This is a genomic window from Microcoleus sp. A003_D6, from assembly GCF_036702825.1.
Taxonomy (GTDB): Bacteria; Cyanobacteriota; Cyanobacteriia; order Cyanobacteriales; family Microcoleaceae; genus Microcoleus.
The window spans coordinates 1-14,028 of sequence record NZ_JAUBWA010000114.1 but is presented as its reverse complement, the minus strand read 5'-3'; the positions used below and the strand labels follow the sequence as shown (position 1 = coordinate 14,028).

Here is a 14,028-nt window from a genome sequence, read left to right as displayed (position 1 = left end):
CGCAGCTACTCCAGCGCCTTCCCCAACACCGACTCCAGCGCCCGCAGGCACGCCCTCACCGCAACTCCCACTGCGTTTACCCGTCGCACCTTCGGCAACACCCGAAAGCTCGATCGCACCTTCCCCAATTCCCCAAATATTTATCGCACCTTCGGCAACTCCCGAAAGCTCGATCGCACCAACGCCAACACCCGATCCGATACCTGGTTTTGCGATCGACTTCCGACTACCTAAATTGCCCGATTTATTCCTACTGCCACTCCGCGCGCGCCCCACACAGCCCTCAACACCCACAACGCCAAACGCTGCTGCCCGCATAGCTTCTACACCTACCCTTCCCTCGGTTTCCCAAATCACCTCCTCCCTCGCCTCTCAACCTGCGATCGCCACTCAACCTTCGATCGCACCAACTCCAGCCCCCGCAGCCCCTCTTGGCTCTGCAACCCAGCCTGTAACTCAGATTCAGCCAGCACCTGCAAGTGCGATCGTACCCGCGCCTGCAAGTGCGATCGTACCCGCGCCCGCTGTCAGCCAAAGCCAAAATCCCCAACAGGAGTTAGCTTTTTTAATTGGCGATTTATTGGGAGCTAAAACCTCTATTAGCCAAAATGCTGCAACGGGAAATACGATAGTTGATTGGGAAATAAATGATAAGAATAGAAGTTTTTCCCTCGAAATACCGCCCGTCGAAACACCGAATCTTACCTTTATCCCAGCTTCAGAAAACCCTCCAGAAAACCCCCCGCAGCTTGGCGCTTCTGGCACCGAACAACCCGACGGATACATAGTCTTAAATCCCGCTCCCGCCGAGACAGCTACTCCAGAACAACCTCCTGAAAACCCTACTAATTGGTTGGCAAATATTCCCCAAATCTCTCTGCCGCCAATAGAATCACCCCCCGTTAATCCAGTACCCGCACCAACTCCAGCACCAACTCCAGCGCCAGTACCAGCACCAACTCCAGCCCCCGCACCAGCGCCAATTCCCGCACCAACTCCCACTCCCCCTCCGACAGCGGAAAGTGTTAATATTCCAGATATTCCGAACGTGATTCCTTTAGAAATTAGCAGGTCGATCGTAGAACAAACTTTAGACCAAGGCAATGCTAATGATGCTGTTGCTCTAATTGACCAACTGTTTGAACAAGATTACGAACAATATTATGGGGAAAATTTTACTGATAAAAAAGTTAACTTTCAATATTTGAGGGAAACTCTTAAAACAATTAAGGAGGAAACCGGGAAGCAAGCTGTAATTGTTTACGCGATCGCCCGTATCGAAGAATTATCCCTAGTGTTAGTAGTTCCAGACGGCCCTCCTATTATCAGAAACATCCCCGTCGCCAGAAATGAATTGGAGAAAAATGTCAAGCTTTTGCAGGAGTATTTGGCGAAGCCAGAGGATTCGCAAGATACAAGATATTTGCCAAGCGCGAAGCAAGTTTACCAATGGTTGATCGCACCGATAGATGGAGATTTAGAACCGTTAAATATCGACACACTAATTTTTGCATTCGATGCAGGTTTGCGTCAATTGCCGCTATCTGCTTTGCACGACGGCAACCAATTTTTAATAGAAAAGTACAGCCTCGGCTCAATTCCCAGCGTCAGCTTGACTAACACAAATTATCAAAGTTTGCGGAACGCCCAAGTTTTAGCAATGGGTGCTTCAGAGTTTCCCGACACCGATAAACTTAAATTGCCTGCGGTTCCGATCGAATTATCTACGATCGCCGGCAGGAGAAGAGAAACGCAAAATCAAGCAGCATTTCCCTTGTGGCAAGGCCGCTCTTTTCTCAATCCAGAATTCACCCTAGAAAATCTCAGAAAACAGCGAGAACAACAGGCATTTGGAATCGTTCACTTAGCCACTCACGCCAGTTTCCCTCAAGGCGAAAATGGAAGAAAAGAAGCTGAAATTGATTTGTGGAATCGCTCTTTGTCTCTGGATGAATTTAGGTTGGCGAAGTGGTACGATCGCACCGAAGTAGAGTTATTGGTGCTGAGTGCTTGCGAAACTGCGATCGGCGACAATACAGCAGAAATGGGATTTGCTGGATTAGCCGTGCGCAGCGGTGTAAAATCAGCGCTAGCGAGTTTGTGGAAAGTTAACGATACCGGCACGTTGGGACTGATGACCGAATTTTACCGCCATTTGCGATCGGCCCCCATTAAAGCTGAAGCGCTCAGAAAAGCGCAACTGGCAATGCTGCACAAACAAATTGTAGTTAAAAACGGTCAATTGCAGGGAACTGAAAGGGCGATCGACCTTCCTGGGAATTTAAAAAACTTACCCAACTCAGATTTATCTCACCCACATTTTTGGGCTGGATTTACAATAATCGGCAGTCCTTGGTAAGCGAGTACCTTTAGGGGCGGGTTTTACAAACAATATCTAACTCCGGCAAACAATATATATAAACCCGCCCGCCACAACTGAGTTTTAGAACGTCAGTCGCATCAATGTATCCCAGACTACTATCTTTTGATGTCATAAATTTGCTATGAATAGCAAAACTAAACACTAGCGGGGCAAAACCTGTGGACAAGTTTGATAAAATATTCAATTCCGAAGACAAATCAGAAGCAAGCTTGACTTTAGAAGAATCCGTAGCGGCGGTAGCACTTGTCGCAGCAGACGCCAATTCCCCTGACACGAATGCTGACATCTTAGAAAGCATACTTTGGGAATCAGAAATATTTGCTGAATACTCGGAAGATGATATGTCAGCAATGTTTCAAAAACTCGCCGGTATTGTCGCCCAAGACGGTTTAGGAGCATTATTTAATACTGCTTGGGAATCTATGCCAGATGAGTTAGTGTTGGATACTTTTGCAATAACCGCAGCAATGTTTGTCGCAGATGGCGAAATATCTGACAAGCACGAGGCTTTTCTTCAGGAATTCCAGCAAGCATTGGGTGTGGAAGACGAGGAAGCAGCAGAAATTATTGAGGATGTAATTGCTGCTTACTCGGAAGTAGAGGGCGAAGAGTCTGATTTCGATGCGGCATGGTACGTATCTCCTGAAGGCAATTTTAGCGTCCCCATTCCAGTTGACGAGCAACGAGGCGGTAAAATTGATGAGCAAGAAGGCTGTGTCGCATTTTCTGACGACTTTGGCGTTTTGCTGAAAATTGATTATTTCCCTGTTGCTGGTGAAGTGGAAAAAACAATCGAGTCGGTTGGCGAGGAAGCTTATCTCAAGTCTTTTCTCGACAATTTTGTTTCTCAGGCAATTCTTGCTAATGTTGCCAACTCTAAGTTACTCCACGCGGAATATTTAGAAGATGAAGAAGCTTATTTCGCGGTTTTGGATTTGCCTGCGGGTGCAACTATCAGCGTGCAAGAAAACGAGGGCCCTTTGACTCGACTGGATGCCTACCGGGGACTTATGGCTTTTATCGCTGACGATTTTTGCTACACGGTAAGCTGTCAGCGCATTTATCAGGAGGGGGACGAATTGGGTTCCCTGGAGTCTGAAGTTGAGGGAATTATGAACAATATTTTCGCGTTTATTGAGACAATCGAATTCGGGCCGATCGAATAAAGAGGACTTATACCTTTTTCGATTAAAGAATTGGGACTGGTTCGATCGATTGACCGTAAGAGCCCGGCCGGGGCGGGTTTTTGAGATTGTCAATTATTGGCGGGTATTGTTGGTGAACCCGCCCCTACCATATTAATGGTAATCGATCGGACATGATATTACAGGTTTTTTTGCAATAGACCTCTTGCGAAAATAGCTGGGACGGGCAAGATGCCCATCCCACAAAAAGTTTTTTTCTTGTGGAATGGGCATCTTGCCCGTTCCCAAATTTGATTAAAAGGACTTTTGCAAGAGGTCTAATAAAAGAGTGCGATCGACAACAGGCTTTTTTGACCCGCGATCGATCGCACTTCCAGATACATTCAGTCAACCGCAGTCGAGAGGCAGCAGCAATTAGCCGCCATTTGCGACTAATTAGTAGTCTGAGCTTCCACCAATCTTTGCTTGAGTTCTTCCAGAGCACTCGCCCAGCGCGGATCTGGCTGCACTGAGCCGGAATCAGCGTTCGACACCGTTGCTGCTGACTGATTGCGGCGAGACTTGTTGTTGTCACCCCGACGGCGATTGCTTTTGCTGGAACCGCCTCCACCTTGGGTAGGGGGAGCCGAGCGCTGCTGTTGCTGCGGCGCAGGCACTGGCATAGGCACTGACGCCGATGCCGACACCAATTGCGGTGACTGCTGCGACTGCTGCTGATCGTCTTCGCCCTTCTCAGATTTACCCTTAGAACGGGGCAGGGCCTTTTCTATTTTCAGGGGGTTTTCTTTGAACATCAAGCCGTTGTATTTCTCAATAACTTGATCGGCTTGTTCGTCGGTTAGCACCGTCACAAAACCAAATCCTCTGCATTTACCAGTTTTGCGGTCTGTAATTACCTTTGTGGTAACAGATTCGCCCTCCGGCGCAAAAACTTCTTGCAATTCTAGGCGATCGAGTTCCTTCGGTAGATTGCCAACATAAAGACGAATAGACATGAAAAATTCCTCCCGACTTGGGTTTTAATTAATTTGCTCGAACCGAATTACCTGAAGTCAACTGAATATTGACTTCAGGCAAACACCACATAACCCGATAATTGGCGCATTCCTTCCACCAACCTTGACAGCTCCCCCCACCTTTTAGAACAAAAAGATGATTTACTCTGATAAGGCCGGAACTTAACCGCCGATGCAGAGAGCTTTTAAATCTCAGGTTGTTGTGTAAACTTTTAGTCATCACTCAAATGTTTAGGCTATTGGCTATTCTGTATTACTTGCTTCCGGTTTTGATTCAGAATGTTTATAGCCAGCGCCGTCTAGAAATTTATGTCCAAGGATGTCAATTGCAAGCGATCGGAATGCCAGTATTCAGTTTAATACAGTGATGGGTAAAATCGCTAACATTTTTTTAGGCAGTAATCTTACCTCGCTCCTAATCTCGCTCCTAATGCTGAGAACTACTGACTTACCCGGTATCCCTTAAATCAGGCCCGGCAGAGTCCGAGCATTCTTTAAAGGTATCACAGCCTTGGTAACAGAGCTAGTTATTTAGGAAGATTTCACGCTGAATTTAACGCAAACCACATCTGAATCACTTTTGACAATTCATCCCGCACAGCAAAAATAGCGATCGAAAAAAAACAGCCGACAAGCGGCTGACTGTACTTGCTGTGTTGGGAGGTTGACAATTTTTACGCAATGCCTTAAGGGATTTTAGCAAACTGAAGTTATCGCGCTATTTGGTTCAATCCAATTCCTGTAAACTAATGTAACAGACTGCGGGCAAAAAAGCAACTTTTCTTTACGAAAGAAGTTCGGCAACGGATTTTGTAACGGATGTAACGGATGTAACGGATAGACTAGACCTCTTGCAAAAATAACTAGGACGGGCAAGATGCCCATCCCACAAAAAACATTTTTCCTTGTGGAACGGGCATCTTGCCCGTTCCAAAATTTGATTAAAAGGACTTTTGCAAGAGGTCTACTCTAGGGTGCGTAGGGAGCAACTCCAGAATCCGATCGCCCATCCGCTGTTTAACCCACAACCGATCGAGGCTGCGCGTTAAGACCGATTCACCTAAGATGTTGCACCATTTTCAATAAGCTTTTTATGAACAGGCAAGATGCCTGTTCCACAAAGAGTGAATTTTCTTGTGGAACAGGCATCTTGCCTGTTAAGCGAGAAAGGTGCAAGATGTGAGATTCACCCCACAATCGGACAACTATTCCTCACCTTGGGCCCTGGATAATAATGTATGCGCCCCAAATAGCAGCAGCAAAAGCCAAAACCGCAGACCAAATCGGATGTCCGCTGTCACTCACCCTCCCTGCTTGACTGCGGAGACTTTCAAGGTCGATCGCCACAGTAGCACCCCGGCGCAGCCAACCAGTCGCCACAACAGATGTTCCGATCAAATCGCTGGGGCGAGTAGTCTCTTTGAACAAAAATGGCCACAAAGAGCCAATGTAGCCAAACCTCGTCGAAACATAGTGCAACCTCACCAAACCCGTCGCCGTCTGCAAAATCAAATCTTGTCCCAGCCAATTATCCATACCAGACCTACCCAAAAGTTGCCCGGAAAGCCGCACAGGTTGAGCATCTAGGGGCAAACTATCGGGATTTGACAAAATTTCCGGCAAACTCGGCGAAGCGGTTTCTCGCGGTGTAATGTCCGGGAAAAAATAATTGATCCGCATCAAAGTACCGATGCTAAATCCGATCGGCAAACAGCCCCAAATAATCGATCGATCGCCCAAAAGCCAATCCAACTGCCAAAAACTCGTCCTCGAAAAAATCCCGCCAATCAGCCAAAGCACCCCGACTATCGCCAAACTCATCGGAATTCCAAAAAACGGCGCACCCTGTAAAAATAATTTTGAGTCTTTAAATTCCAGTATTGACTTAAACAGAGACAATTTTCCTTTCCTGGGTTGCTCTTGCACTCCCGCGTTTGCCAAATCTAACTCAGTCTCCAGTTTCCAAAATTGAGCATAAAGAGCCAACAGCTTCAAACGCTCTCCCAGCAAAGGATGCGCGCTGTTAACCGTCAACCAATTGCGCTCCTGATTGCTGACATCCCACAGCAAAATCTGTTCCAGCGGCGCGTGTAATGCAGCCGAACCAAGGGTTACAGCTTGTCCAACGCCTACGGGTAACAATAGATCGAAACTTTCCAGGAAAAAGCTAGTTTGTTTTTGCTGTTCGATATTATCAGCAATGCCGATCGCCATTTTAGCCAGTGCCCGCGTCAAACCGTTAGGATTGCCCGTAATTTCCGCAGCAGTTCGATCGCTAAAATACACTCTGCGGCGCGACACCCACAACATCGGCCACCTGAACAACTTATAAATCCCGTAACTAATAGCAGAAATTGCAGCCGCCACAAATTTGACAGCAGAACGCAAAAACTCGATCGTCATTAAATCACACAACCGCTCTTGCCAGTGCGCCACCTGCCAATAAATCAAGTAAGGAATCTGAATCACCAGCAGCGCCAGCGACATCGGCGCAAAATCCCAGTGAGAGATATGGCCCAACTCCCGCGCGAAAATAGTAGCAATTTCATCATCCGTCAATTGTTCCAACAGCCCGCGACTCACCGCAATCCGAGCAAAACGGGGCAAACAGCCGTAACTGAAAGCTACAGGAACATTCAGCGGCAAGAGTTTCAGCACCGGCACCGGCATATTTTGCTTGGTACAAAAACTTCGCAGTACCCGGCTAGCTTCCTTGCTGTGCTTGGATAAAACTGACCCGCGCAGGGTTTCGACGCCGCAAAACAGTTTCAGCAGCGCGTCTATCAGCCAGGGAGACGAGGCCAAAAGCAATCCAAAAACCATCTGAACAAACGGAGTTGGATCGCGGTAAAAAAGCTGAATCGGCGCGAAAATAGGCAGTCTAGTGAATATGTAAAGCTGAACCAATAGAGAATTAGTGTTTGTCAGCAGGAATTGCAGGACAAACCGGGCTAGGAAAAATAGGGCGATCGCACTTGCAACGGCTTGTATGCGAAACTCCAGCAACTTCAGCGGTTTGAGGGGGCGCGGGCTTTTCGCGGTGCGCCCTGCTTCGCGCCAAGTGAGTTGGTAAGTATCTGGGCTGGCGACTCCGGGGATATCTGTTGGGGAAGCGGAACTATTTTCGCCGCTAATTTCTGCATCGGGCGCTGTTTCTGTAGAGTTTTCCGGTTTGGGGGGTGGAGGTGGCGGTGAAATATGGGGCGGTTTGGCGTTTCTAGGCTCTACAGTCGGCTCTAAAGGTAAAAATCCTGTTTTTTGATCTGCGGTTGGTCGATCGCCCCCAAGCGATTTTTTCGGCGATTTAGTTGCTGCATCAAAGGCGACAAAGCCTGTTTCGGGGGGAGTTTCTGCGGATTTTGGTTTATTTGCCGGTGGTTTTGGGGGGGGAGGGGGGGTTAATTCTTTTAAAGTTTGCGAGGCCCAAGTTTTGACTTGAGGGTTGGGACTTTTGGCGAGGGAAGAGCACAGGGCGATCGCACCTTTGACATTACCGGTTGCTTTGTACGCCGCCACTAATCCCATTTGCGCGCGGATTCCCGACGGTTGATTAGCTGCGGTTTGGGTAACTGATTCTAAAAGGGCGATCGCGCTTTTGTAATCTTTTTGTTTCAAAGCTGCTAGCCCAGCCTCCAGAGACTCTTTCACAGATGAATCCGCCGAATTTTGATTGTTTGGAGATGCCATAACTGTGCTTGCGATCGCGTCTAGTCTAAGATAACCTCACCCGAAGGCAATTCGGCAACTATAGCCCAATACCCTTGAATTAACTGCAATAAACTTCAGCTAACAACAGACCTTTTATACTCATTCATAAGCTATCTTAAAATTATCTGCGTTCATCAGTGTTTATCTGCCTTAAATCTGCGGTTGCAATATTAATCCATAAACCACCACCACACCCGAACAAATATGCCAATAGACGACGAAGACTTTGAAAGCCAATCTATCGCGGACGATCGCAAACTCCAACTCTTCACCGACAGACACGAATTCACCCGCCGATTTGCCTTTTATTTAAACGAAGACCCCCCGCGCGAACAAATTTTGTATTTTTACGGAGATGGAGGAAACGGCAAATCCTTGCTGCTAAAACACTTGCAGTTTCACTGCTGCAAAAGATTTACGCCGGAAGTTTGGCAAGAATTGCGCGAAATCCCAGAATCAAAAGCCGCCGAAGTTGCCGATTTTGTCCGCTACGCAAAAGCCAAAACCTACACTCCCATACCCGTAGTGCGGCACGACTTCGGCTTGATACCGATTAAAGAAGATAAACCGCAAGATAGATTTTACGGCTTGCTGATGCTGCGGCGCAATCTGGCAGCAGAAACTAAGAAATATAAATTTAAATTTCCCAATTATGACTTTGCTTGTTTTTGGTATTTGCTGAACAAAGGCGAATCACAGGCAACTCTCAACCAACTTTTCCCCGATGATGTGGCGGAATTGGTGGTACCTATAATTGAAACTTTTGCAGATTTTCCGGTGGTGGCGCAAGCGGTAGCGGTGCTGAAAGGGATAGATAAATTGGGCGGGATTAAGCGGGCGATGAAATTAATTCAAAATCGCTTGGGCGTCAGCGACGAAAATGCGGAGCAAATTCGCCGTCAAGATATTGATACTGAGTTAACCGACTGTTTGCCGAAATTGTTTGCTGGGGATTTGAATGCGGCAATGGCTGGGAAACATAAACCAGAACGCCTCGTGATGCTGTTCGATACTCACGAGAAAATGTGGGAGGAAAAACGCAATTCTCAAGGCGCAACTTTTTGGTATCAAGATGAGTGGTTTCGGCGGTTGTTGAGGGCATTGGATTACAAATTGGGGATTGTGGTTGCTGTGGCGGGGCGAGAGTGTCCGGTGACGCAATTGCGGTGGCCGAATGCGTCGAAGTTTCCGATTCCCGCAGATTATATAGATGCACAATTGGTGTGGCATTTGTCTCCCGCCGATGCTAGGGATTACTTGCACAAAGTGGAGATAAACAAGGCTGATTTGGCAGATGCTGTAATTAAATATGCCAGCCTCAATCCCGAAGATAATTGGGAGAATTTGCAGGTACATCCGTTTTATTTGGGTTTGTGCGCGGATGCGGTGCTGGCAGAAAGAAGGCGGGGAATTGAGTTGCTGCCGTCGGATTTTGCGCGGATTCCGAAGTTGGAAAACAAGACTGCGGAATTAACAGATCGCTTGCTGAGTTATGTCGATCGCGAAGTGCGATCGGCGGTGCATTCGCTGAGTGCTTGCCGCGCTTTTGATGAGGATTTGTACGTAAAATTGGGATCTGGTTGCCACTTCCAGGCAAGCAGTGCAAATTTTGAGATGTTGACAGGTTTTTCCTTTGTGTGGAAATCGCAGGAGCGGGGGGATAACTGGTATCGGATTCACGATTTATTGCGGCGTTTGGATGCCGATCGGGATAATCCGAAAACTCGCCGGGCTCATGAGGTTTTAGAGGGGCATTATCGGGAAGTGGGGGATGCGGGGGATGCCATTTTTCATGCTAATCGCTTGGATTGGCAGCGGGGTGTAGAAGAATGGAAAGAGGTGTTTGATGAAGCTTTGAGAAAGAGTCGCTATAAGGAATGCGAGGCGCTGCTGGAAATTAGAGATGAGTTGTGGATTAAAAGTGATTATTGTCTTGGTAGAGTTTCGCGATCGGAGGGAAATTACTATGCTTGGTTGGCTCGATATGTAGAGGCAAGACAGGAATATTTAGAGGCAGTTGCAGCCTGTAATTCTGTTTTACTTATTGCACCGGATGATATCAATGCTCTCAACAACAAAGGGAATGCGCTGCAAAGTCTGGGTGATTTGCAAGCAAAGCTAAGTGAATTTGAGGCGGCAAAACAGTCTTACTTTGAGGCGATCGCAGCCTTGAATTCTGCTTTAATTATTGTACCAGATGATATCGACGTTTTCAAGAACAAAGGGATTGCGCTGAAATGTCTGGGTAATTTACAGGCAAAGCTAAGTGAATTTGAGGCGGCAAAACTTTCTTACTCAGAGGCAATCGCAGCCTATAATTCTGCTTTACTTATTGCACCAGATTATATCAATGCTCTCAACAACAAAGGGAATGCGCTGCGAGCTCTGGGTGATTTGCAAGCACGGCTAAGTGAATTTGAGGCGGCAAAACAGTCTTACTTTGATGCGATCGCTGCCTTGAATTCTGCTTTACTTATTGCACCGGATGCTATCTGTGTTCTCAACAACAAAGCGAATGCGCTGCGAGGTCTCGGTGAATTGCAAGCACAGCTAAGTGAATTTGAGACGGCAAAACAGTCTTACTTTGAGGCGATCGCTGCCTGTAATTCTTCTTTACTTATTGCACCGGATGATATCTGTGCTCTTAACAACAAAGGGAAGGCGCTGTTAAGTCTCGGTGAATTGCAAGCACAGCTAAGTGAATTTGAGGCTGCAAAACAGTCTTACTTTGAGGCGGTCGCTGCCTTGAATTCTGTTTTTCTTATTGCACCGGATGATATCGGCGTTCTCAACAACAAAGGGAATGCGCTGCGAGGTCTGGGTGAATTGCAAGCACAGCTAAGTGAATTTGATGCTGCAAAACAGTCTTACTTTGAGGCGAGGGCTGCCTATAATTCTGTGTTACTTATTGCACCGGATGATATCGCTGCTCTCACCAACAAAGGGATTGCGCTGCGATGTCTGGGTGATTTGCAAAAACAATTATCTGAGAGACAGGAAGCACTCAAGAATTGGCAAGAGGCGCTGGAAATGTTCGATCGCTCTTTAGCAATTGCTCCTAATCGCGATCGGATTCGCAATAGGCGCGATTCGCTGCAAGAATTTCTCGATAATTTGGGTAAGGATACTGTCAGCAGTTAGCTTGATGGGAACGAGTAAACGGCGGTTTCAACCACCGGGTTTGATTATTCTCCTCAACCCGCGGAGGCGGGTTTTGTTTGTGTAGCCGCGAATTCCATTCGCCGGATATTATTGAGTCTACACAAACACGGCGGTTGAAACCGCGTCTACACAAACGATGTCCGCCTCCGCGGACTAAAGAAAATAAGGTAATTTCAACGGCATTTCAACGATCGTGTTTTCTTCAACCCGCGGAGGCGGGTTTTATTTGTGTAGACGCGGTTTCAACCGCCCGGTCTTATCTATCTTTTGATGCTAAAATTGAGAACAGTAGTTAAAGGAAAAATGCCATGTCAGAACAAGACATCGCTAAGATCATTACGATCGAACCGGGTAAGCGAGGTGGTAAACCTTGTATTCGAGGTATGAGAATTACGGTTTACGACGTGTTGGAATATCTCGCTTCTGGCATGACTTATCAAGAAATTCTAGATGATTTTCCCTATCTCACGCAACAGGATATTTTAGCTTGCTTGAGTTTCGCAGCTAAACGAGAGCAGTTTATGTTAGTTGTTGGGTGATGAAACTACTGTTGTTTGACCAAAATCTCTCTCCTCGTCTCATCAATCTCCTGGCTGAAATTTATCCGGCTTCCGCTCATGTTGATGGGATTGGATTACCTACTGCACGCGATCGCGAAGTTTGGGATTATGCTCGTCAGCATAACTATATTGTCGTTACCAAGAATGTGGATTTTAGCGAATTGAGTCTATTGTTGGGGTTTCCTCCCAAGGTAATTTGAATACGGCGCGGAAATTGCTCGACGCGGGATATCGAGCGGCTACTAAGAGAGAACTATGATGCGATCGCAGCTTTAAGTGGCACTCCTAATAGCGGTATTATCAGTTTGTTTTAATAAAAACGTTTAAAGAAACCGGGTTTTTAGCCGCATCTGCGAATCACAACAAGTATTCTCGAAAAAACCCGGTTTCTGGCCACCCGCGCGTAAGCCCTAAACTAATAGCGAGAATTATTATCAAAAATTTGACGCTGAAGTTGACGGTGCATATTTCTTGCCATTTTCCGATTCTAGGTATTGCTTGTAAGCCACTTCATCGCCGCCAAAAGAATCGATCGATACCTGTCGTTTTGGCATCGATTTGAGAGGAGCATCGATCGCATTATACCGACAGTAACACATCACAATTACGTCATATTCGCTCATCGGAGTGGGAATATCCGGCGTGTATGTTTGCACCCGCACAACTTCCCAATCACTGAGGCGATAGTGAGTATTGTGTGCGTGTTCCTTTGGATCGTGTTCAGAGTCCACCCGCACAAATTCTACAGGGCGATATCCCGGTTCAGGAATCGGTTCGTTAGAAGAATCCCAGTGTTCTGCAATGATAAAAGTTAGAGCTTGGCTGTGTTGGAGTTTTCTCTGTCTCCAGCCTTCATCCTCACCTGACTCAGCCTGAAAAATAATGTACTTGTGCATCACTCTTCCTCCTTTTCTTCGAGATAGTTGGGAAATTCTGTTTTCCCTTTGAACACGCAATCAACTTCAAAAATGTACTTATTTTCGATTTCTTCGATGTCGATCAGTTTCCAGCCATACTTCTTTTGCATATCCCGGCATTTCTGCGGGTTGGTGGCGCTGTGTCGGGAGATATCCTGCTCTGAATCGTAGCGCAGCCACCTATTTGGATCGTTATTTGTCATGATTGATATAGCTCCTGTGTTGGCTCTACAACATTGGAGAAGTCGTCTTGACGCAGTGTTTGCAGCACTGCGTCAAGGCGCATCTTTAGAGTGAATTTATTTGATGATAATACCAAATCATGCTTTAACACCCTGTTTATTCCAAGGCTTAAACTATTGGTTAATGAAGGAGACGATCGCCTCCTTCATCAAAGCACTTAACCTTCTAGCTTACCTTCCCGGTGGCGTACTGTCAGCAGATCGCACTTTCCGACGAATCAGCACGCTCATCACCTGCTGAGCATTTGCCGCGCGCTGTACGGGACTCCAATCACCAACCTCAGCAAATCCCAGCCGATACAAAGTAAGAATCGTTTCCCGGACACCCTGGGGCGAACCCACAAGCGTTACCAGCAGCACATCCTGTTCCGATACCGCCGCTGAATCCGAATTTGGGCGAACGGATGAGTTTTCGTCGGACACGAATTCCTGTGACATATTCTGTTCTCCTGACTTTGGGTTTTCTAAGGAAACCCAAAAATCCAGCCGCCCCGCATTTCAACAGATAGCAGGGCGGCTACAGAGAATGTTAAGATACTCCGAGCCTCCAGACTGCTGATCCCAGTTTGGCGGTTATGCTGTCCATTGCTGTTAGCGCAGCTTTGGGCAGTGCAACTAGATTTTTGGGGGACGTGGGTTGCCTCCTGTGCAAGCAAAGCAACCTCTCACTTAAAAGCGTAGCCGCAGATGGTGCCCGCCGTCAACCAATTTTATATTTTAGATTTACTCCTTACCAGCGTTAGCGGCTGGAAAGATGAGACGGCGGTTGAAACCGCGTCTACACAAACGATGTCCGCCTCCGCGGACTAAAGAAAATAATGTAACCCACATTCCGCAGATATTCAGACAAATTTAATAATTTTAAATTTGGAGGCATGAAACCCTGAAATAAATA

Annotated in this window: 10 protein-coding genes; 5 read left to right on the top strand and 5 right to left on the bottom strand. The window is 46.9% G+C overall.

From position 1 onward, the window contains the following. Together QUB70_RS25185 and QUB70_RS25180 are read left to right on the top strand one after the other, a co-directional pair. Positions 1-2,359, top strand: a 2,359-nt coding sequence (locus tag QUB70_RS25185) for a CHAT domain-containing protein (RefSeq protein ID WP_332984159.1), incomplete at its 5' end; no start/stop codon positions are given. 182 nt (positions 2,360-2,541) lie between these two features. Continuing rightward, on the top strand, positions 2,542-3,549 hold the full coding sequence (locus QUB70_RS25180) for a tellurite resistance TerB family protein (protein ID WP_332984157.1): 1,008 nt from the start codon (positions 2,542-2,544) through the stop codon (positions 3,547-3,549). Positions 3,550-3,959: 410 nt separating this feature from the next. Here the strand turns inward: QUB70_RS25180 and QUB70_RS25175 are convergent, their stop codons facing one another. Continuing rightward, the gene (locus QUB70_RS25175) at positions 3,960-4,523 is read right to left on the bottom strand and encodes an RNA-binding protein (RefSeq protein WP_332984156.1); all 564 of its coding nucleotides are present in this window, start codon (positions 4,521-4,523) and stop codon (positions 3,960-3,962) included. A gap of 1,233 nt (positions 4,524-5,756) precedes the next feature. Further along, on the bottom strand, positions 5,757-8,231 hold the full coding sequence (locus QUB70_RS25170; RefSeq protein ID WP_332984154.1) for a zinc metalloprotease HtpX: 2,475 nt from the start codon (positions 8,229-8,231) through the stop codon (positions 5,757-5,759). Between the two features lie 225 nt (positions 8,232-8,456). On the opposite strand from QUB70_RS25170, the gene QUB70_RS25165 reads away from it, so the two are divergent. The 3 genes from QUB70_RS25165 to QUB70_RS25155 all read left to right on the top strand — a co-directional run bounded on the left by QUB70_RS25165 (position 8,457) and on the right by QUB70_RS25155 (position 12,174). Beyond that, a complete protein-coding gene (locus QUB70_RS25165; RefSeq protein WP_332984153.1) occupies positions 8,457-11,393 on the top strand; it encodes a tetratricopeptide repeat protein in 2,937 nt (978 codons plus the stop codon). 329 nt (positions 11,394-11,722) lie between these two features. Further along, a complete protein-coding gene (locus tag QUB70_RS25160; RefSeq protein WP_265239574.1) occupies positions 11,723-11,953 on the top strand; it encodes a DUF433 domain-containing protein in 231 nt (76 codons plus the stop codon). Continuing rightward, the gene (locus QUB70_RS25155) at positions 11,953-12,174 is read left to right on the top strand and encodes a DUF5615 family PIN-like protein (protein ID WP_332984152.1); all 222 of its coding nucleotides are present in this window, start codon (positions 11,953-11,955) and stop codon (positions 12,172-12,174) included. The genes QUB70_RS25160 and QUB70_RS25155 overlap by 1 nt, the downstream gene beginning before the upstream one ends. Before the next feature lie 234 nt (positions 12,175-12,408). Here the strand turns inward: QUB70_RS25155 and QUB70_RS25150 are convergent, their stop codons facing one another. From QUB70_RS25150 to QUB70_RS25140, 3 genes are all read right to left on the bottom strand, one after another. After that, positions 12,409-12,870 (bottom strand): hypothetical protein, encoded by a 462-nt coding sequence (locus QUB70_RS25150; protein WP_332984151.1) that lies wholly within the window; start codon positions 12,868-12,870, stop codon positions 12,409-12,411. Continuing rightward, on the bottom strand, positions 12,870-13,094 hold the full coding sequence (locus QUB70_RS25145; protein WP_332984150.1) for a hypothetical protein: 225 nt from the start codon (positions 13,092-13,094) through the stop codon (positions 12,870-12,872). The genes QUB70_RS25150 and QUB70_RS25145 overlap by 1 nt, the downstream gene beginning before the upstream one ends. Positions 13,095-13,304: 210 nt before the next feature. After that, the gene (locus QUB70_RS25140) at positions 13,305-13,571 is read right to left on the bottom strand and encodes a hypothetical protein (RefSeq protein ID WP_332984149.1); all 267 of its coding nucleotides are present in this window, start codon (positions 13,569-13,571) and stop codon (positions 13,305-13,307) included. Between the last annotated feature and the right edge of the window lie 457 nt (positions 13,572-14,028).

Excerpts from the sequence above, each read along its gene's own strand:
- QUB70_RS25175 (WP_332984156.1), bottom strand. The coding sequence starts at position 4,523 with ATGTCTATTCGTCTTTATGTTGGCAATCTACCGAAGGAACTCGATCGC.
- QUB70_RS25170 (WP_332984154.1), bottom strand. The coding sequence starts at position 8,231 with ATGGCATCTCCAAACAATCAAAATTCGGCGGATTCATCTGTGAAAGAG.
- QUB70_RS25165 (WP_332984153.1), top strand. The coding sequence starts at position 8,457 with ATGCCAATAGACGACGAAGACTTTGAAAGCCAATCTATCGCGGACGAT.
- QUB70_RS25160 (WP_265239574.1), top strand. The coding sequence starts at position 11,723 with ATGTCAGAACAAGACATCGCTAAGATCATTACGATCGAACCGGGTAAG.
- QUB70_RS25155 (WP_332984152.1), top strand. The coding sequence starts at position 11,953 with ATGAAACTACTGTTGTTTGACCAAAATCTCTCTCCTCGTCTCATCAAT.
- QUB70_RS25150 (WP_332984151.1), bottom strand. The coding sequence starts at position 12,870 with ATGCACAAGTACATTATTTTTCAGGCTGAGTCAGGTGAGGATGAAGGC.
- QUB70_RS25145 (WP_332984150.1), bottom strand. The coding sequence starts at position 13,094 with ATGACAAATAACGATCCAAATAGGTGGCTGCGCTACGATTCAGAGCAG.
- QUB70_RS25140 (WP_332984149.1), bottom strand. The coding sequence starts at position 13,571 with ATGTCACAGGAATTCGTGTCCGACGAAAACTCATCCGTTCGCCCAAAT.